Raw genomic sequence first — 24,996 nt, 5'->3', positions numbered from 1 at the left:
CCGCCCCATATCTAGGCGATGCCGGTAAGGCTTAGTTCTTGGCCTGATCCACCAGCTTGTTGGCGCCGATCCAGGGCATCATGGCGCGCAACTGGGCACCGGTCTGCTCGATCGGGTGAGCGGCAGCCGCCTTGCGGCTGGCCTTCAGCTCCGGCTGGCCGGCGCGGTTGTCGAGCACGAAGTTCTTGACGAAGCGGCCGGACTGGATGTCCTCCAGTACCTTCTTCATCTCCCACTTGGTCTCTTCGGTGATGATGCGCGGACCGGTGGTGATGTCGCCATATTCGGCCGTGTTGGAGATCGAGTAGCGCATGTTGGCGATGCCGCCCTCATACATCAGGTCGACGATCAGCTTCACCTCGTGGAGGCACTCGAAATAGGCCATTTCCGGCGCGTAACCGGCTTCTACCAGCGTCTCAAAACCGGCCTGGATGAGGTGGGTGAGGCCACCGCAGAGAACAGCCTGCTCGCCGAACAGGTCGGTCTCGCACTCTTCCTTGAAGTTGGTTTCGATGATGCCCGATCGACCGCCGCCGACGCCCGAGGCGTAGGAGAGGGCGATGTCATGGGCATTGCCGGTCGCGTCCTGATGGACGGCGATGAGGCAAGGCACGCCGCCGCCCTTCACATATTCGCCGCGCACGGTGTGGCCCGGGCCCTTGGGCGCGATCATGATCACGTCGACATCTGCCGGCGGCTCGATGAGGCCGAAGTGGACGTTGAGGCCGTGCGCGAACGCCAGCGCGGCGCCGGGGCGCAGATTGCCCTTGATGTCGTTCTCGTAGATGGCGGCCTGATGTTCGTCGGGCGCGAGGATCATCAGCACGTCGGCCCACTTGGCAGCATCCGCATTCGCGAGCACCTTGAAGCCGGCGCCTTCTGCCTTGGTAGCCGAGGGCGAGCCGGGACGCAGCGCGATCGCGACTTCAGCAACGCCCGAATCGCGCAGGTTCTGCGCATGGGCATGGCCCTGGCTGCCATAGCCGAGGATGGCGACCTTCTTGCCCTTGATGAGGCCGATATCGGCATCGCGATCGTAATAAACACGCATTTCCCAGAACCCTTCTCTTTCAGTTCGTCGGGCCGACCTGTGTCGGCATCCATGTAAAAAATTTCGTGTCGGCCCCCGCCGGCGGACCGCTCCTGCACCTTTCAGCCGGCAAAGCCAAGCCGGTGTCGCGGTTTTCTGCGGGGTGGACTGGCGAAATTCAGGCGGCGGCGCCCCGCAGCATCCCGACAACGCCGGTGCGGCCCACTTCAACGAGCCCCAGCTCGCGCATCAGGCCGACGAACGTATCGACCTTGTTGCTCGGCCCGGTGATCTCGAAGACGAAGCTCTCCAGCGTGGTGTCGACCACCTTGGCGCGGAACACGTCCGCCAGCCGCAGCGCTTCGATGCGCGCCTCGCCGGTGCCGGCGACCTTCACCAGCGCCAGCTCGCGCTCCACGAAGGGGCCGATCTCGGTGAGGTCGGTCACCTTGTGCACCGGCACAAGTCGCTCGAGCTGGGCAATGATCTGGTCGATCACGCGCGGGGGGCCATTGGTCACGATGGTGATGCGGCTGACCTTATGGTCCGCGCTCACGTCCGCGACGGTCAGGCTCTCGATATTATAGCCGCGTGCCGAAAACAGGCCCGCGATCCGCGCGAGAATGCCTGCCTCGTTGGTGACCGTGACGGACAGCACATGGCGTTCGCTGTCCTCCTGGCGGATGTGCATCACTCTTCGTCCTCGTCAAGAAATCGCAATGGGTTCAAAATCAGGTCGGTCAGAGACCGGTTGGATCGTCTGGCGTCCCGGCCGGGCCGTCACTGGCTGGCGGCGCGACCGAGAGCATGCCGGTCATGGCATAATGCCAACCCTCGGGCGTGCGGTGGGCGATGCGCACCGGTTCGCCCAGCATCGCATCGAACACCCGGCGCAGCGGCTCTCCAACATAGCGGGGCGACACCAGAACGCTGTCATAATCCCGCTCGTTGAACTGAAACCGGCTTTCCAGTTCGATCACCCACTCGCCCGCATCCTCGTCGCCATGGTCGCGCGTCGTGCCGAACAGGTCGGCACTCTCATTGTGCCGCTCGAAATCGAACGGTTCGCTGACATGGAGGCGAAGGCGGACGGGCTGGGTCATCAGACCAGTGCCCTGGCCTCGTCGTCCATCGTCCCGGACACCTGGCTGGGGTCGAGCAGCATGTCGGTATGCGCCGCGCCAGACGGGATCATCGGGAAGCAGTTGGAGAGCTTGGCCACCCGGCAATCGACAATGACCGGGCCCGGCGTGTCGATCATCCGGCGGATGCCGGGGATCAGCTCGTCCATCGTCTCGATGCGGATGCCGGTCGCGCCATAGGCTTCGGCCAGCTTCACGAAATCGGGTAGGCTGTCCGAGTAGCTGTGAGAATAGCGGCTCTCATAGGTGAGTTCCTGCCACTGACGAACCATGCCCATATATTCGTTGTTCAGGATGAAGATCTTGACCGGCAGGCGATACTGGATCGCCGTACCAAGCTCCTGGATGTTCATCTGGATCGAGGCATCGCCGGCCACGTCGATCACCAGCGAATCGGGGTTGCCGAGCTGCGCGCCGATCGCGGCCGGGAAGCCATAACCCATGGTGCCGAGCCCGCCCGAGGTAAGCCACTTGTTCGGCTCCTCGAAATGATAGTGCTGGGCCGCCCACATCTGGTGCTGGCCGACTTCGGTCGTGATGATCGTGTCGCGGTCGCGCGTCGCGTTGTAAAGCTCGGCAATGGCCCGCTGCGGCATGATCTCCTCGCCGGTCTCGACATAATCGAGGCTCTTGCGTGCGCGCCACTCGTCGATCTGCGACCACCAGCCGCTGTAATCGGGCTTCTTGAACCCGCGCGCCTTGAGGCCAGCGATGATCGCCTCGATCGCGCGGCCGACATCGGCGACAACGGGCACGTCCACCGGCACGATCTTGTTGATCGAGCCGCGGTCGATATCGACATGGATCTTCTTGCTGAGCGGGGCGAACGCATCCAGCCGGCCGGTCACGCGGTCATCGAACCGCGAACCCAGCGCCAGAATGAGATCAGCCTTGTTCATCGCGAAATTGGCTTCGTATGTGCCATGCATCCCCAGCATGCCCAGCCATTGCGACGATGAGGCGGGGTAGGCGCCCAGCCCCATCAGCGTCGAGGTGACCGGTGCGCCGAGCATGTCGGCCAGCGCCCGCAGCGCTTCGCTGGCGGCAGGGCCGGAGTTGATGACGCCACCACCCGTATAGAGGACAGGCTGCTTGGCATCGAGAATGAGCGCGACGGCCTTGTCGATCATCTCCGCGTCCGGCTCGGTCTGCGGCCGGTAGCTGGGATGGGCGTTGAGCGACGGCTTCTCATAGGCGGCGGTGGCAACCTGCACGTCCTTGGGAATATCGATCACGACCGGGCCGGGGCGGCCGGAGGTGGCGATATAGAAGGCTTCGTGCACCGTACCGGCCAGATCGGCCGGGCTCTTCACCAGGTAATTATGCTTGGTGCAGTGGCGCGTGAGGCCGACCGTATCGGCTTCCTGAAATGCGTCCGTGCCGATCAGCGACGTGGGCACCTGCCCCGTGATGACGACCATCGGAATGGAGTCCATCAGCGCATCGGTTATGCCGGTGATCGCGTTGGTCGCGCCGGGGCCGGATGTGACGAGCACGACGCCGGGCTTGCCGGTCGAACGGGCATAGCCCTCGGCGGCGTGCGCCGCAGCCTGCTCGTGGCGGACGAGAATGTGCTGGATCTTCGGGTGATCGTAGATCGTATCATAGATCGGCAGCACCGCGCCGCCGGGATAGCCGAACACGGTGTCGACCCCCAGATCGAGCAGGCATTGAACCAGAATGTCGGCGCCGCTTCTCTCGGCCACGGGAAACTCCTTGAAAACCATTAGCAGCGCCCTTGGTCGAAAGGAGCTGCCCTGACAAGGTTGGTGCCTCTATGGATTATAAAATGCCGTGTCAAATCAAAATTGAGTAATAAAATTACAATAATTGAAAAATTTGCAACATTTTATTGGACGGACATGCTCCCGCCAGCGGTCCAAATGGAAACGGCGCCGACCGAAGTCAGCGCCGTTCCAGCTTTTCAAGGATGATGAAGATCGTGGCCGTCAGGCGAAGGCGACGGTCTTCGCGCGGCGACGCATCGCCAGACCGGTCAGCCCCAGGCCCATGATCATCATCGCCCAGGTCGACGGCTCGGGCACGGGCACCAGATTGAGGTTGCCGTTGAAGGTGCCGAGGTGAATCTCGCCACCATTGCCATCAGTATAGCGCCCGACCACGACCGAGCCTTCGATCGGGGTATGGATCAGCAGGCTGGCGCTGGGTGCCAGAACCGAGCCATGAAAAATGTTGCCGGAGAAGTTGAGCGTCTCCGCGTTCACGAAGTTCCAGATCACCTGCTGGTTGTTCGCCTGATTTGCGCCGTTGGAGTTGAAGCCCAGGTTCACATCGGTGCCGAACACATTGATGATGACCGGCGTCGTGCCCGAGAAGTTGTACTTCAGGCTGTTGATCGATGCGAAGTCGGCCGCATTGAAGGAGAACAGCGCATAGCCGGCGCCATTGTCTACGGCGTTCAGCGTCATGGCCGTGCCGGTAATATCGAAGCCGCTCGGGTTGCTCGCCATGTTGAGCGAGGCGAGCGCGGTGGAGAGCGCGCGCACATCGTCGGAGACCTTGGTCACGGTCGCCGTGATGGGTGCCGAGACTGAGGCCGCATAGCCGGAATTGCCGGAGGCGAGATTGAAGTTGCGCGTGCCGCCGTTGAAATTACCCGATGCCGTGCCGCCGACATTCAGCGTGCCGCCACTCTGGTTGATCGTCCCGCCGGAGAAGCTGCCGCCGATCGTATAGACGTCGCCATTGCCGATGTTGGGATTGCTGCCGGTGAAGTTGCCGCCGACCGTCACGGTGCGGGGCGTCGAGTTCATCGTCAGCCAGCTGTTGCTGACATTGCCGGCGACCGAGGCGCTGCCGCCGCTGGCGATAGTGCCGACGCCGCCATTGGACCCGTTATGCACCTTGATGTCGGCATTGGTGATATTGCCGCCCACTGTCAGAACGGGAATACCGGCATTCTTTGTCTGGCCCTGGCTCGAATTGCCGATGCCGACCTGGCTCGTGCCGGTCAGGTTGCCGCCGACCAGCATCTTGCCCTCGACATCATGCTTCAGGTTCACGTCACCCAGCACGATGAGATTATAGTTCTTGAGCGCTTCTAGGCCCGCAGCGGCATCGCCGGACGCGAGGGCAGGGGCGCTAGCGAACGCGGCGAGGCCGAGCGCGATGGCAAGAGACGAACGCTTGAGCATGAAACAGGTCTCCGTCGGTGCGGGATGGCGAAAGATGAACGGCCTTTATACCATTTGTCAGAGCGTTGAAGCGTTCATCTTCCACGTCGAAAGCCGTGTCCGGTTTTGGCACAGGCGAGCAGGTGGCCGTTAATGGGTCTCCGGCGCGATGCTGCTGAAGTCTTCGATGGTCACCTCAGCCTGCGGATCGATGGTCGTCCAGGCGGCTTGCCGGCCCCGAGCCCATGTCCTCTGCCGCTTTTGATAGGCGATGGTCTGCTGGAGGATGGCCGCCCGTGCTGTCGCCGGGTCGATTTGGCCTGCCAGCATCGCGGCGAGTTCGCGAACGCCGAGTGCGCGCAGCACTGGTCGATCAGGCGGAATGTCACGGCGAACGAGCGCTTCGACCTCCTCGATGGCGCCATGCGCCAGCATGAGGTCCAGCCGTTGCTCGGCGCGTTCGGCGAGCACCTCGCGCGGGAGCATCACCACCGCACCGTGAATGCGCATGTGTCCCGCAAGTCCGCCTTCGCGCCGGGCCTGCCATTGGGGGAGCGGCGTCCCGGTCGAGCGGACGACCTCCAGCGCGCGCGCGACGCGCGAGGTATCCGCCGGATTGAGCCGCCCTGCACTGACTGGGTCTTCCAATTCCAGCGCGGCATAGCTTTGTGCCACCGGAAGCGCGCGCACGGCCTCGCGGATCGCCGGATCGATGGCCGGGACCGGCGCGATGCCGTGCAGCAGCGTGTGCAGATAAAGCCCGGTGCCGCCCACGAGAATGGCCGGAACGCCTTGCGCATGGGCGGCGTGGATTTCCGCCTTGGCCTCCTGCGCCCAGCGCGCGGCCGAGCAATCTTCCATGCCGTCGATATGCCCGAAGAGGCGGTGCGGGGCCTGCGCGAGGTCCTCCTCCGGCGGGCGGGCGGTCAGCACATTCAGGTCCGCATAGACCTGGCTGGCATCGGCATTGATGATGATGCCGCCCGTCGCCCGCGCGAGCCGCATCGCGACTGCGCTCTTGCCGCTGGCGGTCGGCCCGGCAATAAGCGCCACCGGCGGCCGCTCCCGGTCGCGCATTTCGGGCAGGGAATCAGGATCAGGCATGGCTGGCGGCATTTCGGACGGACGGGACATGATTGCGACCTTAGTCGCGCATGACGGACTTGGGCAGGGGGACGTGACCGCCGCGCGCGATGCGCTGGCGCAGGCGGGTCTCGATGTCGCCGCGCCGGTCTGGATCGAGGCGGGTGAGGCTGTCGACCTGCCCTTCGCCGGTGACCGGGCCGTTGCGCGCGCGGCGCTGGAAGCGCTGGCGCCGCCCGCCGACCTTTTCGTGCTCGCGGCGGCCAATCGCGACTGCCGTCTGTTCGTGGCGGATATGGATTCAACCATGATCACCGTCGAGTGCATCGACGAGCTGGCCGATTATGCCGGCCTCAAGGAAGAAATCGCGGCGGTCACAGAACGAGCAATGCGCGGGGAACTGGATTTCGCGCAGGCGCTGACCGGTCGTGTCGCACTGCTCAAGGGTCTGGACGCGACCATGATCGATCGCTGCCGCGTCGAGCGGGTGCGGCTTATGCCCGGCGCCCGGGCCCTGGTGCAGACCCTGCGGTCACGCGGCGCGCGCACGATCCTGGTATCCGGCGGCTTCGTGCCATTTGCCCAGCCGGTGGCGCAGGAGATCGGGTTCGATGTCGCCATTGCCAACACCCTGCACATCGCGGGCGGCAAGCTCGCCGGCACGGTCGGCGAACCGATTGTCGATGCGGCACGCAAGCGCGCCGAACTGCTCAGGGCGGTGGAGCAGGACGGATTGGCGCCCGCGCAGTCCATCGCCATCGGTGACGGCGCGAACGATATTCCGATGATCGAGGCGGCCGGGCTAGGCGTTGCCTATCATGCCAAGCCCAAGACACGCGCTGCTGCCGATGCCGCCATCGAGCGGGGTGACCTCAGCGTCCTGCTGCATGCTCTGGGTATCGCTCGGGCGCAGTGGGTAACGGGCTAGCCAGCTGGCGGCCTACGCCGGCCGGGCAGTGCACTTAACCGAATCTTAGAGGGAAGCGTGAGATTTCCTTGCCCGATCCATGATCGAGCGGGGGAATGTCGTGCGGATATTGGCGCTAGCATCTCAGAAGGGCGGTTCGGGAAAGACCACGCTGTCTGGCCATCTTGCGGTTCAGGCGCAGCGCGCTGGCGCGGGGCCGGTCGTCCTTATCGATATCGATCCGCAGGGTTCGCTCTCCGATTGGTGGAACGAGCGCAGCGACGATTATCCCGCCTTTGCGCAGACAAGCGTCGCGCGTCTCGCCGGCGATCTTGAGGCGCTGCGCCAGCAGGGCTTCAAGCTGGCCGTCATCGATACGCCGCCGGCGATCACCATGGCCATTCAGAGCGTCATCGGCGTCGCCGAACTGATTGTGGTGCCGACCCGGCCCAGCCCGCACGATCTGCGTGCCGTGGGCGCGACGGTCGACCTGTGCGAACGCGCCGGCAAGCCGCTTATCTTCGTGGTCAATGCGGCAACGCCGCGGGCGCGCATCACCTCGGAAGCCGCGATTGCGCTGTCGCAGCACGGCACGGTGGCACCGGTCACCATTCACCAGCGCACCGATTTTGCGTCCTCGATGATCGATGGGCGCACGGTGATGGACTTCGATCCCAAGGGACGCTCGGCGCAGGAGGTCGAGCAGCTCTGGAGCTATGTGGCCGATCGGCTCGAGCGGAATTTCCGGCGGACGGTGTTCTCGCCCACGCATGTCGCAGCGGCGATGTCGCGCCAGACGGGCTTCGGTCGTCGGGTGGTGCAGGGATGAATCGCGATAATTCCATGACCGAGCCGCGCCCTGCGGCATCGCTGACGGCGAGCCTACTCGCGCGGCGGGGCACTGCGCGCCCGGCCATGCGTCGCCCGGCGCTGCCGGGTCTTTCGACCGCCCCGACCGTCCATGATGACCTTGGCTGGAATGACATGGGGGAGGGCGCTGCCCCCCACATGCTAGCGCCGGCCACCGGGACGGACGTTGCGGTGCCGATCAACCCCAATGTGTCTGTGACCGAGAGCGACCCGGCGCCGGTCTCCCCGGCCAAGCAGCAGATGCTGGCCCTCGCCGAGCAAATCAGCCTGCGCGTCACGCCGCCGAAAGTCCCTTCCAAGCGCCCGGCCAGTCTGGCGGGCGTCGGGCGCAAGGCGGCGTTCACGCTGCGGATCGATAGCGAGAGGCACCTGCGCCTGCGCCTGCTGAGCGCGGTCTCGAAGCGCTCCGCCCAGCAGCTTCTCATCGAGGCGCTGGACCGGATGATTGCCGCCGACGCGCATGTGCAGGCGCTCGCCGAAGAGATTGAATCCAGCTCGGGACTGGAGGCGTGAGGCATATGGCGCGCTCCGTAAAAATGCCTTTACTGCTGGTGACGGTGGCGCTCTCCAGCGTGACGCTGGGCGGCTGCGCACAGCTGGGTCTCCAGTCCCATAGCGCGCGCGCGACGCCCTCGGTTGCGCAACTTTCGCCCAAGATCGAGTCAGCGCTCGCGGATCGCAAGTTCGCCCACGCGCTCGACCTTGCCGAGGCGCTGGTCGCCGCCGACCCGGCTACTGCAGGCCATCGCGTCTTCCTGGGCCGTGCCTATCTCGCCAATGGCCGCTATCGCTCGGCACAGGCGGCGTTCACGGACGCCATGGCGCTGGGCAACAGCGATGTCCGCACGATCATCAGCCTGGCCTTGTGCGAGACCGCGCTGGGCAATGACAGCACGGCCCAGGCTTTGCTCGCCGACAACGCTGCCACGCTGCCCGCCTCGGACTATGGTCTCGCCATGGCCATGGCTGGCGACGTGCAGGAGGGCGTGCGCGCGCTCGTTTACGCCGCGCGCCAACCTGACGCCTCGGCACAGACGCGGCAGAACCTCGCCTTTGCCTTGGCGCTGGGTGGCGCCTGGGGGCAGGCACGGCTGATCGCCGGGCAGGACCTGCCCGCCAAAGAGGCCGAGCAGCGCATCGGGCGCTGGTCTCGGGCTGTGGCGCAGGCTGAACCCGGCGCGCGGGTGGCTGCCCTGACTGGGGTTGCGCCCCGTGCCGACGATGCCGGGATGCCGTCTCGCCTCGCGCTGCGCAGCTTCGAGCTTCCCGCCGTTGCGGAACTGACGCCCCCAAAGGCTGTCGCCCCGTCGCCAGCGAAGACGGTTGAAGCGGCTGCACCTGCGGCAGCGGCCGATGCTGAGCGCGCAGCATCCGCCGTTCAATCGGTCGCGATCCCGCCCTCGAGCCGGTCCTCAGACCCCGCTGGCCGGGCAAAAGCCAATCCTCCCATCGCGTCCCCGGCGAACGCGCCCTACGGCGCGCCGTCCGCCGAAATCCTCTCAGCAGCGCCTTTGCTGGTCCTGCAGCCAGCGCCAAGGGCGCCCGACATCGCTCAGATTGCCTTTGCGCCGGCTGCATCCAGCCCGTCGATGGGGGTAAAGATCGCCGACGCGTCTCGCGCGGTGCCGGTCCTGCTGGCCAGGCCGGGTCGCGCTTCGGGCGACTGGGTGATCCAGCTCGGCGCCTTCGACAGCGCAACGATGGCGCGGGTGAAATGGCAGGATATGCGCCGTAACCCGCGTCTGGCTGGCTATCGCGAGATCGTTACCGCCGCGAGTGTCAATGGGCGCACCTTCCATCGCGTGGCGGTGGGTGGCTTTGCCAGCCGGGGCGCGGCCGGTTCCCTGTGCCAGACTTTGCGCGGCGAGGGGCAGGCTTGTTACGTGCGCCGCGATGACAGCAATGCATCGCGCATGGCGCGCGCCGGCGCCTCGGCCGGCGGGTCGAAATTGGCATCGCGGTGATGGGGCCGGTGGGCGATCCGCTCAGCGGATCACGCCGCCTTTCATGATCATCCGCGCCCGGCCCTGAACCGGCAGCTTGTCGAACGGCGTATTGCCGGCCGCTGCTGCCATTTTGGCCGAATCGACGATCCAGGGTGTGTCAGGTGCGATGAGGATGAGGTCCGCCGGCGCGCCCGGCGCCAGCCGTCCCGCGTCGAGGCCGAGGATTGCGGCGGGATTGGCCGCGAGCAGGGCCATCATCCGCGTCTCAGTGATCTTGCCTTCACGCACCAGATTGAGGGCAAGCGGCAGCAGCGTCTCGGCGCCGGCGATGCCGGGCAGGGCATCCGCAAAGGGCAGGCGCTTGTCTTCCGGGCCGCGCGGATCGTGGCCCGAGCATAGCACGTCGACGGTGCCATCCGCGACCGCCTCGATCGTGGCAAGCCGGTCCCGCTCATCGCGCAGGGGCGGGGAGAGGCGTGCAAAGGTGCGGAAATCGCTCACCGCCGCATCGTTGAGGAAGAGGTAGGAGGGGCTGGTGCCGCAGGTCACCTTCAACCCTTCGGCCTTGGCCGCGCGAATGAGCGCAAAGCCCGCCGCGGTGGTGACGAGGCGGACATGCAGGCGTGCGCCCGTCTCCCGCGCCAGCGCGATATCCCGCGCAATGGCCATCGCTTCGGCGCTGGCCGGGGCACTGGGCAGGCCGAGGCGCGAGGCCGTTTCGCCATCCGTCGCCACGGCGTTGGCCGTCAGGCCGCCATCCTCGGCATGGGTGATGACCACGAGGTCGAGCGCGGCAGCATAATGCAGCACGCGCAGCATCACGCCTGAGTCGGCAATCCAGCGCCGGCCGGTCGCGATGGCGCGGGCGCCAGCGGACTTCATCAGCGCCATTTCCGCCAGTTCGCGCCCCTCCAGGCCGCGCGTCGCGGCGCCGAGCGGATGTACCCAGAAGTCCGGCTTGCCGGCCCGAGCGGCGTGCTGGATCAGCCCCGGCTCATCGAGAACGGGCGACTGGTCCGGCATCAGCGCGGCGCGGGTGATGCCGGCGAAGTGGAAGGCCGGCTTGTCGGTGCGGAACACGCCCAGATCGATGATGCCCGGCGCGAGGATCATGCCCTTGGCATCGACGATTTCGGCGCCGTCAGGCACCTTTACCACGCCGACCGCTGCGATCGCCGCGTCTTCAACGAGCAGCGTGCCTTCGGAGAGGGCGCTGGCGGTCGGATCGCACAGGCGTGCGTTGATGATCGCGGTCAGGCCCATCCTTCGACTCCCCGGGCTGTGCGGGTGAGGACATCGAGGCAGGCCATGCGCATAGCGACCCCCATCTCGACCTGCTCGGTGATCGCCGAGCGATCCGGATCGTCGGCCACGCTGCTGACAATTTCCACGCCTCGGTTCATCGGGCCGGGGTGCATGATGATCGCGTCCGGCTTGGCGCGCTTCAGCCGCTCGGGCGTGAGACCATAGAGCGCGTGAAATTCGCGGGCCGAGGGGATGAAGGCCCCGTCCATCCGCTCATTCTGAATGCGCAGCATCATCACCACATCCGCACCTTCCAGCGCGGCGTTGAAGTCATGGAACGGTGTAACCCGATAGCGTTCCACCGCAGGCGGCATCAGCGTCGGCGGCGCGCAGACACGCACCTGCGCGCCCAAAGCCGTGAGGCAGAGCATGTTGGAGCGGGCGACACGACTGTGGAGAATATCGCCGCATATCGTGACGATCAGCCCCTCGAAGCTGCCTTTGCGCCGCCTTATGGTCAGCGCGTCGAGCAGCGCCTGCGTCGGGTGCTCGTGGCGGCCATCGCCGGCATTGAGCACGGGGCAATCCACCATGTCGGCGATCAACTGCACGGCGCCCGAACTCATATGACGGATCACCATCACGTCGGCGCGCATCGAGTTGAGCGTCACGGCGGTATCGATGAGCGTCTCGCCCTTCTTCACGCTCGATTGGGCGGCGTGCATGTTCACCACGTCCGCGCCCAGCCGCTTGCCCGCAACCTCGAAGGAGAGCAGCGTGCGCGTGCTGTTCTCGAAGAAGGCGTTCATCTGCGTGAGGCCGGCGAGGCGCCCATCATGCTTGCGGCTGCCGGCACGGTTGAGCGAGGCCCATTGCTCGGCTTCATCCAGCAGAAAGCGGATTTCATGCGGCGCCAGATTGGCGATTCCCACCAGATGCCGGTGCGGGAAATTGTCCCGGCCGATGAGGCCGGTGGCGGGAGAGGGCGATATTGTCATTAAAGCGCCTCGTTAGTGGAGCGGCGGGGCGGACTCAAGCGCTGATGTATCAGGCATTGACCGTCCAGGCATTGAGATCGAGCAGGATGATGAGCGCGCACTGGGCGGCGGCGATGAGGAACAGCGCGCGGGAGAAATCCCGCTTCCGGGTCTTGTGCCGGAAGAGCCGCATGGCGAGCCAGGCGCCGATCGTGCCGCCGACCGCCGCCAGGGTCAGCAGATCGCGCTCCCGCACGCGCGGTCCCCCGGCGATGGCGCGCTGCTTGTCATGGCGGAAGGCGGCAAGGGTGATGAGGTTGATCAGCACCAGCCAGCCCCAGATGATGTGCGTTTCGGTCATGCGCCGATCAGCCCATCGTCAGGCCGTCGATGGCGCCTTGCAGGATGAGGGCGGCGGCGTGGGCGTCGATCTTTTCGGCGCGCTTGGCCCGGCTCATATCCTGCGCGATCATTGCCCGTTCGGCAGCGACGGTGGACCAGCGTTCGTCCCACAGCAGCACTGGCAGGCCGAGCACGGCGATGTTGCGGGCGAAGGCGCGGGCGGCCTGACTGCGCGGGCTCTCGCTGCCATCCATATTGAGCGGCAGGCCGATGACGAGGCCCTTGACCGACTGCTGGGCGATGAACTGGGCGAGCACGTCCCGGTCCTTGCTGAACTTGCCGCGCTTGTGCGTGTGCGCGGGACTGGCGATGCTCCAGCCGGCATCGCACAGGGCAAGGCCGATGGTCTGGGTGCCAAGGTCCATCCCGAGCAGGCGTCCGCCAGCCGGTAGCGCCTGCGCGAAGGACGCCTTGTCGAGCGTGATCAGCGTTTCCCCGACCATCAGCGCTGCCACGCCGCCAATCGGCCAAGCGCATCGGCACGAATGTTCGCCCAGAACAGGGGATAGTCATAAACGTGGTAATTATTGCCCGGCAGCACGAAGGTGCCGAGCTTGGGCGCGCTGTCCAGCATCAGGAAGCCACGGCCAGCGCAGCGCGCGCCGATCTCGCCGGGCGTGAGCAGCACGGTCGACGCCGCCTCGCCATCACCGCGCAGCACGCCCAGATTGGCATCCCCCGGCGCATCGGGCGCCGCGCCGCCATTGAGCGGATTGGTGCACAGCATGGCCGACCCGGCGCGCGATTGGCCGTCCAATCCACGCTCGCGGTCGAACGTTGCTTCCACCGCGGAGGTGTCTGCGGGCGCGGCAAAGCTCTGCCAGCTCAGCACGCAGCCGGTCGTGCCCGGCCCCGTGCAGGCGGGCAGGCCGAGAGCGGGCAGATCATGCTCCACGGAGACTGGCCAGCCGACGACATAGGCTGCGACCAGCCGGGCCTTGAGCGCACTGTTGCCCGCTTCCTCATGCAGCAGCCGCAGCAGGTGGCGACTGCCCTGACTGTGCGCGGCAAGGATGATCGGCCCTTGCGGATTGGCAACGAGGAACTGTGCGAAGGCGGCCTTCACGTCCGCATAGGCTCGCTCAAGCGCCAGCGCGGCGTCTGCCTTTTCGGTGAGGAAGGCACCGAACACGGCCTGCCGGTAGCGCGGCGCCCAGATATCGCCCGCCCCGGCGAAAGCGCTGGCCTGAATGCGCACGAACCGCCCGGCCTGCGCTTTTGCGATGCGGTCGTTGATCGGCGCGTTCCAGTGGAGCGTCTCGAACGAGCTGGTGGGGTGGACGAAGAAGATCGCCGCCTTCTGGGCAGGCGCCGCCTCTGCAAGCTTCCCGGCCGGTTGCCAGCGGGCGGGATCGTCGCGGCGCCCGTCCGGCCGGCTGATCCATCCATCGCTGCCCGCATAGAAATTGGCGGGGAGGGCAGGCGGTTCGCTGAACCCGACATGCGGCACCAGCGCGCTCTGCATCAGCCGAGGGCCGAAGAAAGAGAAGGCGATCATTCCCGCGATCGCCAGGGCTGTGAAAAACGCGACGACATACAGGAACTTCCGGGCCAAAGGGGCACGACTCCATCTCTGTGGCAAGCGGGGCAGTGGCATGGCTCATGCCCGCTTGGGTTCCGCGAGGCAAGCGAAGGCAGCAGGCGAAGGTCCAACAGGCGAAGGTCCAATTTGCCTTGCGGGCGGATCGTGATAGGTCGGACCGGTTCAGGATCGGACGCGGCGGGGAGCAGGATGATGGCCAGCAACGCATCGACGGCGCAGACGGTATGGCCGCTGCGCACCTGGGTGCTGTGTGTGCTCGGCGCGCTTGTCGGTCTGGCGATCGACCGGTTTTCCGATCCTGCGCCCATCGAACCTGAGTTTCTGCGGCGGGTGATCGCCGCGCTGCCCATGTTCCTTTCGACCGCCGCTCTCGCCTTTGGCCTCAGTTGGCGCCGGCGGCGACCTGTCGCGGCGTTTGTCGTGGCGCTGATCTGCGGCCTCATCGGTGGCGGCGTCTTTCTGTGGAACGGCGTGCCCGGGCACGGGTCGAGCGTCGATCTCTGGCATCTCGTCTGCGGCGCCATCGCCGCGGCTGCGCTGCTGGTGCTGTTTCAGGCGGCGCAGGACCGCAGTCTGGCCGGCGGCGCGCCCTCAGCGCCGGCCGGCGTCTCGCCGCGCGCGGTGCGGGCATGGTCGCGCCAAGCCATTCATTATGAGGATGTCCACGGCCATTTGTGGACGAATGCGCTGCTGATCGGCGCGAGCGGGCTGTTCATGCTGCTCAGCTTCGGCATCGCGCATTTGCTGGCGCAGATGTTCATGCTGGTGAAGCTCCCCTTCCTGCGCGATGCCCTGCGCGAGTCTGCGGTGGTCGCCATGCTGTGCGGCGCCGCGTTCGGCGCGGCGCTTGGGCTGTTGCAGGATCGCGGGGCGATCATCGCCGCCCTGCAGCGCGTCGCCATGCTGGTGCTGCGCGTGCTGGCGCCGGTGGTGGCGCTGGCGATCGGCATCTTTCTCGCGGCCTTGCCCGTCACCGGCCTGGAGCCGCTTTGGGCGACGGGCGGCACGACGCCGATCATGCTGGCCGGAGCTGTGCTGGCGCTGTTTCTCGCCAATGCGGTGGTGGGCGATACGGCCCTTGAGGAAACCCGCTCGGTGTTGCTGGGCGCCAGCGCGGCGGCGCTCGGCCTGTTCCTGCTGCCGATGGTGGGGATTGCGGTCTTCTCCTCGGGCCTGCGCATCCATCAACATGGCCTGACGCCCGAGCGGCTGTGGGCGCTGGCCTTTCTGATCGTGGCGAGCATCACCGCCATTGCCTATGCTGTCGCCATCCTCGGTGCACGCGGCTGGTTTGCGCGGCTGCGGCGGACCAATCGCATGCTCGTATTCGTGATCGCCGGTATTGCGCTGCTGCTCTCCACGCCGATCTTCGGCTTCGAGCGGATCGCGACTGCGCACCAGCTCCAGCGCCTCGCGGGCGGGCAGGTGGCGCCGGACAAGTTCGATTACCGTGCCTTGTGGTTCGATTTCGGGCCGGAGGGGCGTGCCGCGATTCGACGGCTGGCGAGTGGCTCGGCGGACGCGACGATCCGCCGTCATGCCGCCGAGACGATGAAGCTGACCGACCGCTGGGCTGTGCCGCCTATGGTCGTCGCCGCGCGCAGTGGCGAATTGCTGGACGAGCGGCTGACGATCCTGCCCATCCCGGTCGAATTGCCGCCAGCGCTGCGCAAGCGGCTGGTGCAATATGATGCCTGCGAGGAGGCCGGTCCGTGCCTGTTGCATTATGTGCCGGGCGAGGATCTGGCGATCGTTGTGAAGCTGCCCGCTCCGGAATGCGGCGATTGTGCCCCAACCGTGCGCCTCATCCGGCAGGAGAATGGCGAATGGACCAATCAGAGCCGCTATCTCGCCCAGGGTGACGCGGCCCGCCGGCTGGTCGCGCAGATCCGCGCCGGCGCCGTTGACCTCCGCCCGGTGATGGCGCGACAGCTCTACATCGGAGGCGAACCGGTCGGCGAACCGCTGTCGACGGCCGCCAATGGGGCCGAAACGGCGGAAGCGCCTTGATGACCGCCGGAGCCAGTGCTAGCGCGCGCTGCCATGAGCGTAGACCTGACAACCGTAAAAAAGATCGCCAGCCTCGCGCGCCTCGCTGTCAGCGAGGATGAAGCGCAGGCGTTGGTGCCCGAACTCAACGGCATTCTCCACTGGGTGGAGCAGCTGGGCGAGGTGGACGTGACCGGCGTCGAGCCGATGACCGCCGTCATCCCCAACACGCTGCGCCTGCGCGAGGACGCCGTGACCGATGGCAATGTCCGCGACAAGGTGCTGGCCAATGCGCCTCAGGCCGAACATGGCTTTTTCGCCGTGCCTAAGGTGATCGAATGATGACGGGACGGCATCATTCGATCATCCCGGACAGCCGCGTAGCGGCGACCGATCCGGGATCCAGAAACGAGAGACTCAACAAGCAGCCCTTCGACAAGCTCAGGGCGAACGGAGCGGGATCGTGACCGATCTGACCAACCTCACTGTCGCGCAGATCCGCGATGGCTTCCGTGCTGGTGACTTCTCCGCGCGAGAAGTCGCCGAGGCCTTCAACGCCAATGTCGCCGCCGCCAAGGCGCTCAACGCCTTCATCGTCGAGACGCCCGAGCATGCGCTGTCTGCCGCCGATCAGGCGGACAAGGATCGCGCCGCCGGCACGCTCAAGCCGCTTTCCGGCGTGCCCATCGGCATGAAGGACCTGTTCTGCACCGAGGGCGTGCAGACGACCGCCGCCAGCCACATGCTGGAAGGCTTCACGCCCACCTACGAGTCCACCGTCTCGCAGAAGCTGTGGGATGCCGGCGCGGGGATGCTCGGCAAGCTCAATCTCGATCAGTTCGCCATGGGGTCGTCCAACGAGACGAGCTATTTCGGCAATGTGATCTCGCCCTGGCGGCGCAATGACGGCAGCAATGCCGCGCTGGCACCGGGCGGCTCCTCGGGCGGCAGCTCGGCGGCGATTGCCGCACGGCTCTGCCCGGCGGCGACGGGTACGGATACCGGCGGGTCGATCCGCCAGCCTGCGGCCTTCACCGGCATTTCCGGTATCAAGCCGACCTATGGCCGCTGCTCACGCTGGGGCATCATCGCCTTTGCCAGCTCGCTCGATCAGGCCGGGCCGATGGCGCAGGACGTGCGCGACTGCGCGATCCTGCTCGAGAATATGGCCGGCTTTGACGCGAAGGACTCGACCTCGCTCAACCTGCCGGTGCCGCAGTGGGAAGCTGGATTGTCAAGCGATCTCAAGGGCAAGCGCATCGGCATTCCCAAGGAATATCGCGTCGAGGGTCTCGATGCCGATGTCGCGCGGGTGTGGGACGATGGCATTGCCTGGCTGAAGGATGCCGGCGCCGAGATCGTCGAGGTCTCGCTGCCACACAGCAAATATGCTCTGCCGGCTTATTACATCATCGCCCCGGCGGAAGCCTCGTCCAATCTCGCGCGCTATGATGGCGTGCGCTATGGCCTGCGCGATCTGCCCGATGGCGCGAACCTGCAGGATATGTATGCCGCGACGCGCGCCGCCGGCTTCGGCCCGGAGGTCAAGCGCCGCATCATCATCGGCACCTATGTGCTCTCGGCGGGCTTCTACGATGCCTATTACACGCAGGCGCAGAAGGTGCGGGCGCTGATCGCGCAGGATTTCGCCAAGGCTTTCGAGACCTGCGACGTCATCCTCGCGCCCACCGCGCCCAGCGCAGCCTTCGCCCTCGGCGAGAATGTCGACGATCCGCTGAAAATGTATCTGAACGACGTGTTCGCGGTGCCGGCCTCGCTGGCGGGTCTCCCCGCCATGTCCGTGCCCGGCGGGCTCAGCAAGGACGGGCTGCCGCTCGGCCTGCAGATCATCGGTCCGGCCTTCGATGAGCAAGCGGTGCTGAACGCGGGTTTCGCCATTGAGCAACGGGCGGGCTTCACCGCCCGGCCTGAGGCGTGGTGGTAGATGTTTCGTGCTCCTGCGCAGGCAGGAGCCCAGGGCAGCCAAGGGCTGCACTCCCCTGGATTCCTGCCTTCGCGGGAATACTGTAAGGACTGAAGAATGACTGAGACGAGCTATCGCATTCGTGGCGCCACTGGAGACTGGGAGGTCGTGATCGGCCTTGAGGTCCATGCCCAGGTGGTGAGCCAGGCCAAGCTGTTCTCCGGCGCGGCGACGGCCTTCGGCGCGGAGCCGAACACGCAGGTGAGCCTTGTCGATGCCGCGATGCCCGGCATGCTGCCGGTGCCCAATCGCGAGTGCATCCGTCAGGCAGTGCGCACCGGCCTTGCGATCAATGCGCAGATCAACAAGTGGAGCCGATTCGACCGGAAGAATTATTTCTATGCGGACTTGCCGCAGGGCTACCAGATTTCCCAGCTTTATCATCCGCTTGTCGGCGAAGGTTCGCTGACGATCGAAGCCGACGAGAAGGCCGGCATTCCCGCCGACAAGGCCATTGGCATCGAGCGCATCCATGTCGAGCAGGATGCCGGCAAGCTGATGCACGATCAGCATCCGACGCGCTCCTATGTCGATCTCAATCGCTCGGGTGTGGCGCTGATGGAGATCGTCAGCCGCCCGGACATGCGCTCGCCTGCCGAGGCCGGGGCCTATCTGCGCAAGCTGCGCGCGATCCTGCGCTATGTCGGCTCGTGCGATGGCAATATGGAGGAAGGCTCCATGCGCGCGGACGTGAACGTCTCCGTGCGCAAGCCCGGCGAAGAATTCGGCACGCGGACCGAGACGAAGAACGTCAATTCCGTGCGCTTCGTCATGCAGACCATCGAATATGAAGCCCAGCGCCAGGTCGATGTGATCGAAGGCGGCGGGCGGATCGTGCAGGAAACGCGGCTGTTCAATCCGGATACCGGCACGACGCGTTCGATGCGCTCCAAGGAAGACGCGCATGATTATCGCTACTTCCCGGACCCGGACCTGCTGCCGCTGGTGCTGGAGGACAGCTTCATCGAGGATTGCCGGCACTCGCTGCCCGAACTGCCGGATGCCAAGCGCACCCGCTATGTCGAGGTGCTGGGGCTCTCCGAGTACAACGCCCGCGTGCTGACCGCGGAGGCGGAAACGGCCCGCTGGTTCGAGGCTTTGCTCGCGGAAAGCGCGCGCATCCAGAAGAAGAGCGAGGGTGAGGTGGCCAAGGCCAGCGCCAACTGGCTGCTATCCGAGCTTTACGGTGCGCTCAATCGCCTCGGCAAGACTCTTGAGGACAGCCCGGTCAACCCGGAGCGCGGCGCGGAATTGCTCGCCCTGGTGGCCGATGGCACGATTTCGGGCAGCATCGCCAAGCAGGTGTTCGAGATTATGCTGGAGACCGGCGAAGCGCCTGCCGAGATTGTCGAGAAGCGCGGCCTCAAGCAGACCACGGATACCGGTGCGATCGAGGCGGTCGTTGCGAAGATTCTCGCCGACAACGCGGACAAGGTCGAGCAATATAAGGCTGGAAAGGAAGCTTTGTTCGGCTTCTTCGTCGGTCAGACGATGAAGGCCATGCAGGGCAAGGCCAATCCGCAGATGGTCAACGAGTTGATTAAGAAGGCATTGGGCTGATCGCATCCCGGCCGCACCCAGAAGGCGAGGCCGGGAAGCAGGGATCAGTCGGGTGGCGGCGCGATGGACGGCAGTTCGTCAGGACCGCGGCCAGGTTCATCGATATTGGGCGTTTCCGGCGCGATTTCCGGCGGTTCGCGGAAGGGCGTCTCGTCCGGCGATTCCATGGGCGGAAGTTCGTCAGGTGACTGCGGGGTGATGGTATCGGGGGGCGGAATTTCCGGCTGGCTGGCCATGGCTTTGCGTCCTTTCGTTGCCCTTTTCAACGGGCGGCGCAGGCGATCGTTCCGGATCGACACGGCAAGGCGCGCACAGCCTTGCCCTTTCCCAGGCTTTGCACTATGGCCCGCCGACCGGCGACCGATGCGGGCGTGGCGAAACTGGTAGACGCGCCAGATTTAGGTTCTGGTATCGCAAGATGTGGGGGTTCGAGTCCCTTCGCCCGCACCAGTTGCGCAGCCTGGCCCCGGTCGTTCCAAGAGATTTCATCCTAGCCTGGAAAGCGTCGAGTTAGAGATATGCAGATTGTCGAGACATTGAATGAGGGCCTCAAGCGCGCCTATACGCTGACCGTCACGGCCAAGGACATCGACGCCCGCGTCGAAGAGGAAGTGAAGTCGATTGCGCCGCAGGTGCGGATGCCCGGTTTCCGGCCCGGCAAGGTGCCTGCCAACCTCGTCCGCAAGATGCACGGCCCGGCCCTGCAGCGCGAGGCGCTGGACAAGTCCATCCGTGAGGGCGTCGAGAAGGTCATCGCCGAGAACAAGCTGCGTCCCGCGATGCAGCCCAGTGTCGAGCTGACCGCCGATTATGAGGACGGCAAGGATGCCGAGGTCAAGGTCGCTCTGGAAATCCTGCCGGAGGTTCCCGCGCCCAAGATCGAGGGCATCAAGCTGGAGCGGCTCATCGTCGATGTGACCGACGAGCAGATCGACGAGGCGGTTGGCCGTCTCGCCGCGCAGAGCCAGCGTTATGAGGACGCCCCCAAGACCGCCAAGGCCAAGGAAGGCGACCAGGTCGTCATGGATTTCGTCGGCAAGGTCGACGGCGTGCCGTTCGAGGGCGGCACCGGTTCGGACATGGCGATCGCCATCGGCTCGGGCAATCTGATCCCCGGCTTCGAGGATCAGCTGGTCGGCGTGAAGACCGGCGACGAGAAGACCATCAACGTGACCTTCCCCGCCGAATATGGTTCCAAGGAGCTGGCCGGCAAGGATGCGACGTTCGATCTCGTCATCAAGGCGGTCAAGAACCCCGTCGAGAAGCCCGCTGACGACGAGTTCGCCAAGCAGCTCGGTCTCGAGAGCCTCGAGAAGCTGCGCGAGCTGTTCAAGGCGCAGATCGAGCAGGAGCACGGCAATCTGACGCGCACATACATGAAGCGCCAGTTGCTCGATCAGCTGGCTGCCGGCCACGATTTCGAGGTGCCCCCGGGCATGGTCGAAGCCGAGTTCGGCCAGATCTGGCAGCAGCTTGAGCATGAAGCCGGTCACGAGGAAGATCCCGAGGCGGCGCTCAAGGAAATGGAAGCCGACCGCGACGATTATCGCAAGATCGCCGAGCGTCGCGTCCGTCTGGGCCTGCTCCTCTCGGAAATCGGCCAGGCCAATGGCGTGGAGATTACGCAGGCGGAAATGAACCGCCTCGTGGCCCAGGCCGCGCAGCAATATGCCCCGCAGGACCGCGAGCGGTTCGTCGAATATGTCCGCAACGAGCCGATGGCCGCTGCGCAGCTGCGTGCCCCGCTCTATGAGGACAAGGTCGTCGACTATCTCTTCGAGAAGGCCGATGTGAGCGAGCGCACGGTTGCGCGCGCCGATCTGGAAGCGGCGATCGAAAGCGAAGAGGGCGGTCACGTCCACGGACCGGATTGCGGCCACGATCACAGCCACGACGCCAAGCCGGCCAAGAAGGCTGCCGCCAAGAAGCCGGCTGCGAAGAAGGCTGATGCCGAGACCGAGGCTGCTCCGGCTGAAGAGGCCAAGGCGCCTGCCAAGAAGGCTCCGGCCAAGAAGGCCGCGGCTGCCAAGGCTGACGAGGGCGAGGCGGCCGAGAAGCCGGCCAAGAAGCCCGCTGCCAAGAAGGGCAAGACTGCCGAGGCCTGAGGCCTCACTGCAGATCGCATGAACTGATCAGAAGCGAGCCGGAGCGGGATGCCGTTCCGGCTCGCTTTTTCTTTGGATGCATGGCGGCGGGCTCGTGCAGAAGGTGCCGCCGGGCGCTGGGGTCGCAAAAGACCATTGCAACCATGCGATCTGTTGCCATAAGCCCGCAGTCCCATGCATCCAGACCCGTCCAGCCCGATGACAGGCGTGCGCATCGCCGTCCTGCTGCCTTGTTATAACGAGGCGGTCGCCATCGGGCAGACCGTCACCGCGTTCGCGCAGGCCTTGCCGCAGGCGGCTATCTACGTGTTCGACAATAACAGTTCCGATGACAGCGTCGCCGTCGCGCGCGCCGCCGGCGCGATCGTCTACAGCGTGCGGCAACAGGGCAAGGGCCATGTCGTGCGGCGGATGTTCGCGGACGTGGATGCGGACATCTACGTGCTCGCCGATGGCGATGCGACCTATGATGCGAGCGCGGCGCCGGCGCTGGTCACCGCGATGCTGGACGGGCCGCTCGACATGGTCGTCGGCGCCCGCAAGTCTGAGGTAGAGGCGGCTTACCGTCCGGGGCACCGGCTCGGCAATCTGCTGCTCACCGGGCTGCTGCGGCAGCTTTTCGGCCGCAGTTTCACCGATATCCTCTCAGGCTATCGGGTGTTCTCCCGGCGGTTCGTGAAGAGCTTCCCGATCCTCTCGGAAGGCTTCGAGATCGAGACGGAGATGTCCGTTCATGCGCTCGAACTACGCATGCCGGTGGGCGAGGTGATGACGGCCTATGCGGCGCGGGCGGAAGGTTCGCTCTCCAAGCTCAACACCTTCCGCGACGGCTGGCGCATCCTGCGCACGATGATCCAGCTCTATCGCGTGGAGCGGCCCTTGTGGTTCTTCGGTTTCATTGCGCTGGTGATCGCGCTGGTTGCCGGGCTGATGGGCGTGCCGGTCATCCTGACCTATCTGGAGACGGGGCTTGTGCCCCGCTTCCCGACCCTCATCACCATCGTGGGGATGGGCGTTCTGTCCGCCCTGTGTCTGCTTACCGGCCTCATCCTCGATACGGTGACGCGCGGCCGGCAGGAAATGAAGCGCCTTGCCTATCTGGCGCATACCGCGCCGGGGATGGCGCGTTAAATTTCATTAACCGAGTTGATCATGAATAATTGAGTCCATAAACTTTCCCGACAGGCTCGGGGGGGCAGGTATGGAGGGGGTTGGTTCATCGCGGCACCATTATAAGGTGCTTGATAGCTTGCGCGGCATTTGCGCGTGCATGGTGGTCCTGCTGCATGTGAAGACGCAGGGAAGAATATCGAACGCAGCGCTGGTTGAGCATGCGTCCCTTTTCGTCGATTTCTTTTTCGTGCTGTCCGGCTTTGTCATCGGCGCGAGCTACGGGAAGAGGCTCCTAGACGGTTATTCCGTCGGCCATTTCATGCGCAAGCGGATCGCCCGCGTCTATCCGCTGCATTTTGCCATGCTGGTCTGCTTCGTCCTGTTCGAGCTGTGTCTCCTGATCTTTGGTGGGGACAGGTTGGGCAGGCCGGTCTTCGAGGGCCTGCAATCGCCGAAGAATCTCATCGATGCCCTGCTGTTGATCCAGATTTTCCCGGGCGGCGATCCGACAGCGTGGAATTTCCCCAGCTGGTCGATCGCAGCGGAAGTCTGGATTTATCTGGCCTGTGCGTTGGTGCTGCGAACCGCTGGGCGTCACTTGGTGCCAATTTGTCTCGGCGTGGCGGTCGCCGTTCCGTTGCTGCTCCTTAGCCAGCCGGATTTCAGTCCGATCATGTACCAGAACGCGCTGCTGCGTTGCGCGATGGGCTTCGCGCTCGGCCTGGTCGGTTGGCGCTGCATGGATCGGATCAGGGCGATGCAGCTTCCTGGTTGGGCTGATCATGGGCTGGAACTGGCGACGGTGATTGCGCTGCTTGCCTTCATATCCTGCCTGGGAGGGGGGAGGCTGTCCGTTCTGTCACCCTTTCTCTTTTTGATCGCGGTGCTCGTGTTTGCGCGTGAAAAAGGGGTGGTGAGCGACTGCTTGAAAAGGCCCAAGGTCTTGAAAATCGGAGCGCTCTCCTATTCGATCTACCTTATCCACATCTTTCTATATTACCGTCTGCTCAACTTTTTATCGGCAATCGATCGTCATGTCGCTGTCGATCTCGTGGTCGATACGCAGGCCGGGAAAGCCATCGGCGGCGGGGTGTGGATCGGCGATGCGATCAGTATCCTCTTTCTGATCTTCGTCATGGGCTGTGCCTATCTGAGCCATCGGCTGATCGAAGGGCCTGGGCGCGCGCTTTTAGAAACGCACCTGTCTGCACCCGGTCCCCAGCCTGCGCATCTTGAAGTCAGTGCCCAAACGTCCGATGTAGTGGCCGCAGACGGCCAGTAAGAAAGAGAATCATGACCGATAATTTTGATCCGCTCGGGGCACTTGTTCCTATCGTTATCGAACAGTCCAACCGGGGCGAGCGCAGCTTCGATATCTACTCGCGCCTGTTGCGGGAGCGGATCATTTTCGTGACCGGCCAGGTCGAGGATCACATGGCCTCGCTGATCGTCGCCCAGCTGCTCTTTCTGGAATCGGAGAATCCGAAGAAGGACATCTGGATGTACATCAACTCGCCGGGCGGCGTGGTGACGAGCGGCATGGCGATCCATGACACCATGCAGTATATCCGCCCCAAGGTCGGCACGGTGTGCATCGGTCAGGCCGCATCGATGGGCAGCTTCCTGCTCGCGGCGGGCGAGCCGGGCATGCGCTTTGCGCTCAGCAACGCGCGGATCATGATCCACCAGCCGTCTGGCGGCGCGCAGGGCATGGCGTCGGATATCGAGATCCAGGCCAAGGAAATCCTTCGTATCCGCCGTCGCCTGAACGATCTGTACGTCAAGTACACCGGCCAGCCGCTGGAGAAGATCGAGGCCGCCATGGATCGCGACACCTTCCTGGAGGCTGAAGAAGCGCTCGCGTTCGGCCTTGTGGACAAGGTGTACGACAAGCGTCCCGGCACCAGCGAAGAAGCGCCGGCTTGATAGGGTCGGGCCGGCCGCTCACGCGGTCGGCCTTTGCATC

At 65.1% G+C, this 24,996-nt stretch carries 24 protein-coding genes and 1 tRNA gene; 13 read left to right on the top strand and 12 right to left on the bottom strand.

From position 1 onward, the window contains the following. Positions 1–31: 31 nt before the first annotated feature. The 6 genes from ilvC to miaA all read right to left on the bottom strand — a co-directional run bounded on the left by ilvC (position 32) and on the right by miaA (position 6,410). Positions 32–1,051 (bottom strand): ketol-acid reductoisomerase, encoded by a 1,020-nt coding sequence (gene ilvC, locus M2333_RS07305; protein ID WP_181559289.1) that lies wholly within the window; start codon positions 1,049–1,051, stop codon positions 32–34. A gap of 157 nt (positions 1,052–1,208) precedes the next feature. Beyond that, on the bottom strand, positions 1,209–1,721 hold the full coding sequence (gene ilvN / locus M2333_RS07300) for an acetolactate synthase small subunit (protein WP_264586963.1): 513 nt from the start codon (positions 1,719–1,721) through the stop codon (positions 1,209–1,211). Between the two features lie 49 nt (positions 1,722–1,770). After that, positions 1,771–2,133, bottom strand: coding sequence for a hypothetical protein (locus M2333_RS07295; RefSeq protein WP_264576072.1), 363 nt, complete (start codon positions 2,131–2,133; stop codon positions 1,771–1,773). Further along, positions 2,133–3,878: an acetolactate synthase 3 large subunit gene (locus M2333_RS07290; protein WP_264611317.1), complete on the bottom strand. Its 1,746-nt coding sequence runs from the start codon at positions 3,876–3,878 to the stop codon at positions 2,133–2,135. Before M2333_RS07290 ends, M2333_RS07295 begins: the two co-directional genes overlap by 1 nt. 243 nt (positions 3,879–4,121) lie before the next feature. Then, positions 4,122–5,327 carry a collagen-binding domain-containing protein gene (locus M2333_RS07285; RefSeq protein WP_264611316.1) on the bottom strand — a complete coding sequence of 402 codons (1,206 nt, stop codon included), beginning with the start codon at positions 5,325–5,327 and terminating at the stop codon, positions 4,122–4,124. Between the two features lie 129 nt (positions 5,328–5,456). Further along, positions 5,457–6,410, bottom strand: coding sequence for a tRNA (adenosine(37)-N6)-dimethylallyltransferase MiaA (miaA, locus tag M2333_RS07280; protein WP_264611315.1), 954 nt, complete (start codon positions 6,408–6,410; stop codon positions 5,457–5,459). On the opposite strand from miaA, the gene serB reads away from it, so the two are divergent. From serB to M2333_RS07260, 4 genes are all read left to right on the top strand, one after another. Beyond that, positions 6,409–7,317, top strand: a complete 909-nt coding sequence (gene serB, locus M2333_RS07275) for a phosphoserine phosphatase SerB (RefSeq protein WP_264611314.1) — start codon at positions 6,409–6,411, stop codon at positions 7,315–7,317. The genes miaA and serB overlap by 2 nt on opposite strands. A 100-nt stretch (positions 7,318–7,417) precedes the next feature. Next, positions 7,418–8,125 carry a ParA family protein gene (locus tag M2333_RS07270; protein ID WP_181561377.1) on the top strand — a complete coding sequence of 236 codons (708 nt, stop codon included), beginning with the start codon at positions 7,418–7,420 and terminating at the stop codon, positions 8,123–8,125. A gap of 14 nt (positions 8,126–8,139) precedes the next feature. Then, complete coding sequence (locus M2333_RS07265) at positions 8,140–8,679, top strand: hypothetical protein (protein WP_264611313.1); 540 nt, start codon at positions 8,140–8,142, stop codon at positions 8,677–8,679. A gap of 23 nt (positions 8,680–8,702) precedes the next feature. Beyond that, on the top strand, positions 8,703–10,130 hold the full coding sequence (locus M2333_RS07260; RefSeq protein WP_264611312.1) for an SPOR domain-containing protein: 1,428 nt from the start codon (positions 8,703–8,705) through the stop codon (positions 10,128–10,130). Between the two features lie 21 nt (positions 10,131–10,151). On the opposite strand, the gene M2333_RS07255 is transcribed toward M2333_RS07260, so the two are convergent. From M2333_RS07255 to M2333_RS07235, 5 genes are read right to left on the bottom strand one after another with little or no spacing between them, the layout of a single operon-like run. Then, on the bottom strand, positions 10,152–11,375 hold the full coding sequence (locus M2333_RS07255) for a dihydroorotase (protein WP_264611311.1): 1,224 nt from the start codon (positions 11,373–11,375) through the stop codon (positions 10,152–10,154). After that, positions 11,366–12,355, bottom strand: a complete 990-nt coding sequence (locus M2333_RS07250) for an aspartate carbamoyltransferase catalytic subunit (protein ID WP_264572521.1) — start codon at positions 12,353–12,355, stop codon at positions 11,366–11,368. The genes M2333_RS07255 and M2333_RS07250 overlap by 10 nt, the downstream gene beginning before the upstream one ends. Before the next feature lie 49 nt (positions 12,356–12,404). Next, complete coding sequence (locus tag M2333_RS07245; protein WP_264611310.1) at positions 12,405–12,695, bottom strand: DUF1294 domain-containing protein; 291 nt, start codon at positions 12,693–12,695, stop codon at positions 12,405–12,407. 7 nt (positions 12,696–12,702) lie between these two features. Next, positions 12,703–13,179, bottom strand: coding sequence for a Holliday junction resolvase RuvX (ruvX, locus tag M2333_RS07240; protein WP_181561379.1), 477 nt, complete (start codon positions 13,177–13,179; stop codon positions 12,703–12,705). Next, on the bottom strand, positions 13,179–14,291 hold the full coding sequence (locus M2333_RS07235; protein WP_264611309.1) for a DUF3089 domain-containing protein: 1,113 nt from the start codon (positions 14,289–14,291) through the stop codon (positions 13,179–13,181). Before M2333_RS07235 ends, ruvX begins: the two co-directional genes overlap by 1 nt. A 180-nt stretch (positions 14,292–14,471) precedes the next feature. Between M2333_RS07235 and M2333_RS07230 the strand changes: the two genes are divergently transcribed. The 4 genes from M2333_RS07230 to gatB all read left to right on the top strand — a co-directional run bounded on the left by M2333_RS07230 (position 14,472) and on the right by gatB (position 19,812). After that, entirely contained in the window at positions 14,472–16,289 is a 1,818-nt protein-coding gene (locus tag M2333_RS07230) for a DUF4153 domain-containing protein (RefSeq protein WP_264611308.1), read from the top strand. 33 nt (positions 16,290–16,322) lie between these two features. Continuing rightward, positions 16,323–16,610, top strand: coding sequence for an Asp-tRNA(Asn)/Glu-tRNA(Gln) amidotransferase subunit GatC (gene gatC / locus M2333_RS07225; RefSeq protein WP_264572525.1), 288 nt, complete (start codon positions 16,323–16,325; stop codon positions 16,608–16,610). Positions 16,611–16,731: 121 nt separating this feature from the next. After that, positions 16,732–18,213: an Asp-tRNA(Asn)/Glu-tRNA(Gln) amidotransferase subunit GatA gene (gene gatA, locus M2333_RS07220; RefSeq protein ID WP_264611307.1), complete on the top strand. Its 1,482-nt coding sequence runs from the start codon at positions 16,732–16,734 to the stop codon at positions 18,211–18,213. A 96-nt stretch (positions 18,214–18,309) separates the two neighbouring features. Continuing rightward, complete coding sequence (gatB, locus tag M2333_RS07215) at positions 18,310–19,812, top strand: Asp-tRNA(Asn)/Glu-tRNA(Gln) amidotransferase subunit GatB (protein ID WP_264611306.1); 1,503 nt, start codon at positions 18,310–18,312, stop codon at positions 19,810–19,812. A gap of 44 nt (positions 19,813–19,856) precedes the next feature. On the opposite strand, the gene M2333_RS07210 is transcribed toward gatB, so the two are convergent. Further along, the gene (locus tag M2333_RS07210; protein WP_181559302.1) at positions 19,857–20,048 is read right to left on the bottom strand and encodes a hypothetical protein; all 192 of its coding nucleotides are present in this window, start codon (positions 20,046–20,048) and stop codon (positions 19,857–19,859) included. A 129-nt stretch (positions 20,049–20,177) separates the two neighbouring features. On the opposite strand from M2333_RS07210, the gene M2333_RS07205 reads away from it, so the two are divergent. From M2333_RS07205 to clpP, 5 genes are all read left to right on the top strand, one after another. After that, positions 20,178–20,262: transfer RNA gene (locus tag M2333_RS07205), tRNA-Leu, on the top strand. 68 nt (positions 20,263–20,330) lie between these two features. Then, on the top strand, positions 20,331–21,917 hold the full coding sequence (tig, locus tag M2333_RS07200) for a trigger factor (RefSeq protein WP_264611305.1): 1,587 nt from the start codon (positions 20,331–20,333) through the stop codon (positions 21,915–21,917). Positions 21,918–22,115: 198 nt separating this feature from the next. Further along, complete coding sequence (locus M2333_RS07195) at positions 22,116–23,048, top strand: glycosyltransferase family 2 protein (RefSeq protein ID WP_264611304.1); 933 nt, start codon at positions 22,116–22,118, stop codon at positions 23,046–23,048. Between the two features lie 70 nt (positions 23,049–23,118). Continuing rightward, on the top strand, positions 23,119–24,312 hold the full coding sequence (locus tag M2333_RS07190; RefSeq protein ID WP_264611303.1) for an acyltransferase family protein: 1,194 nt from the start codon (positions 23,119–23,121) through the stop codon (positions 24,310–24,312). 11 nt (positions 24,313–24,323) lie between these two features. Next, a complete protein-coding gene (gene clpP / locus M2333_RS07185) occupies positions 24,324–24,956 on the top strand; it encodes an ATP-dependent Clp endopeptidase proteolytic subunit ClpP (RefSeq protein ID WP_264611302.1) in 633 nt (210 codons plus the stop codon). Positions 24,957–24,996: the final 40 nt, after the last annotated feature.

This window comes from Sphingobium sp. B11D3B (genome assembly GCF_025961735.1).
GTDB lineage: Bacteria > Pseudomonadota > Alphaproteobacteria > Sphingomonadales > Sphingomonadaceae > Sphingobium.
The sequence above is the reverse complement of the archived record's forward strand: the minus strand, read 5'-3'. Positions and strand labels throughout refer to the sequence as shown.

What these genes read in the sequence shown, in the direction of transcription:
- ilvC (WP_181559289.1), bottom strand. Translation starts at nt 1,051, where the DNA reads ATGCGTGTTTATTACGATCGCGATGCCGATATCGGCCTCATCAAGGGC.
- ilvN (WP_264586963.1), bottom strand. Translation starts at nt 1,721, where the DNA reads ATGCACATCCGCCAGGAGGACAGCGAACGCCATGTGCTGTCCGTCACG.
- M2333_RS07295 (WP_264576072.1), bottom strand. Translation starts at nt 2,133, where the DNA reads ATGACCCAGCCCGTCCGCCTTCGCCTCCATGTCAGCGAACCGTTCGAT.
- M2333_RS07285 (WP_264611316.1), bottom strand. Translation starts at nt 5,327, where the DNA reads ATGCTCAAGCGTTCGTCTCTTGCCATCGCGCTCGGCCTCGCCGCGTTC.
- serB (WP_264611314.1), top strand. Translation starts at nt 6,409, where the DNA reads ATGGCTGGCGGCATTTCGGACGGACGGGACATGATTGCGACCTTAGTC.
- miaA (WP_264611315.1), bottom strand. Translation starts at nt 6,410, where the DNA reads ATGCCTGATCCTGATTCCCTGCCCGAAATGCGCGACCGGGAGCGGCCG.
- M2333_RS07265 (WP_264611313.1), top strand. Translation starts at nt 8,140, where the DNA reads ATGACCGAGCCGCGCCCTGCGGCATCGCTGACGGCGAGCCTACTCGCG.
- M2333_RS07260 (WP_264611312.1), top strand. Translation starts at nt 8,703, where the DNA reads ATGCCTTTACTGCTGGTGACGGTGGCGCTCTCCAGCGTGACGCTGGGC.
- M2333_RS07255 (WP_264611311.1), bottom strand. Translation starts at nt 11,375, where the DNA reads ATGGGCCTGACCGCGATCATCAACGCACGCCTGTGCGATCCGACCGCC.
- M2333_RS07250 (WP_264572521.1), bottom strand. Translation starts at nt 12,355, where the DNA reads ATGACAATATCGCCCTCTCCCGCCACCGGCCTCATCGGCCGGGACAAT.
- M2333_RS07245 (WP_264611310.1), bottom strand. Translation starts at nt 12,695, where the DNA reads ATGACCGAAACGCACATCATCTGGGGCTGGCTGGTGCTGATCAACCTC.
- ruvX (WP_181561379.1), bottom strand. Translation starts at nt 13,179, where the DNA reads ATGGTCGGGGAAACGCTGATCACGCTCGACAAGGCGTCCTTCGCGCAG.
- M2333_RS07230 (WP_264611308.1), top strand. Translation starts at nt 14,472, where the DNA reads ATGGCCAGCAACGCATCGACGGCGCAGACGGTATGGCCGCTGCGCACC.
- gatC (WP_264572525.1), top strand. Translation starts at nt 16,323, where the DNA reads ATGAGCGTAGACCTGACAACCGTAAAAAAGATCGCCAGCCTCGCGCGC.
- gatB (WP_264611306.1), top strand. Translation starts at nt 18,310, where the DNA reads ATGACTGAGACGAGCTATCGCATTCGTGGCGCCACTGGAGACTGGGAG.
- M2333_RS07210 (WP_181559302.1), bottom strand. Translation starts at nt 20,048, where the DNA reads ATGGCCAGCCAGCCGGAAATTCCGCCCCCCGATACCATCACCCCGCAG.
- tig (WP_264611305.1), top strand. Translation starts at nt 20,331, where the DNA reads ATGCAGATTGTCGAGACATTGAATGAGGGCCTCAAGCGCGCCTATACG.
- M2333_RS07195 (WP_264611304.1), top strand. Translation starts at nt 22,116, where the DNA reads ATGACAGGCGTGCGCATCGCCGTCCTGCTGCCTTGTTATAACGAGGCG.
- M2333_RS07190 (WP_264611303.1), top strand. Translation starts at nt 23,119, where the DNA reads ATGGAGGGGGTTGGTTCATCGCGGCACCATTATAAGGTGCTTGATAGC.
- clpP (WP_264611302.1), top strand. Translation starts at nt 24,324, where the DNA reads ATGACCGATAATTTTGATCCGCTCGGGGCACTTGTTCCTATCGTTATC.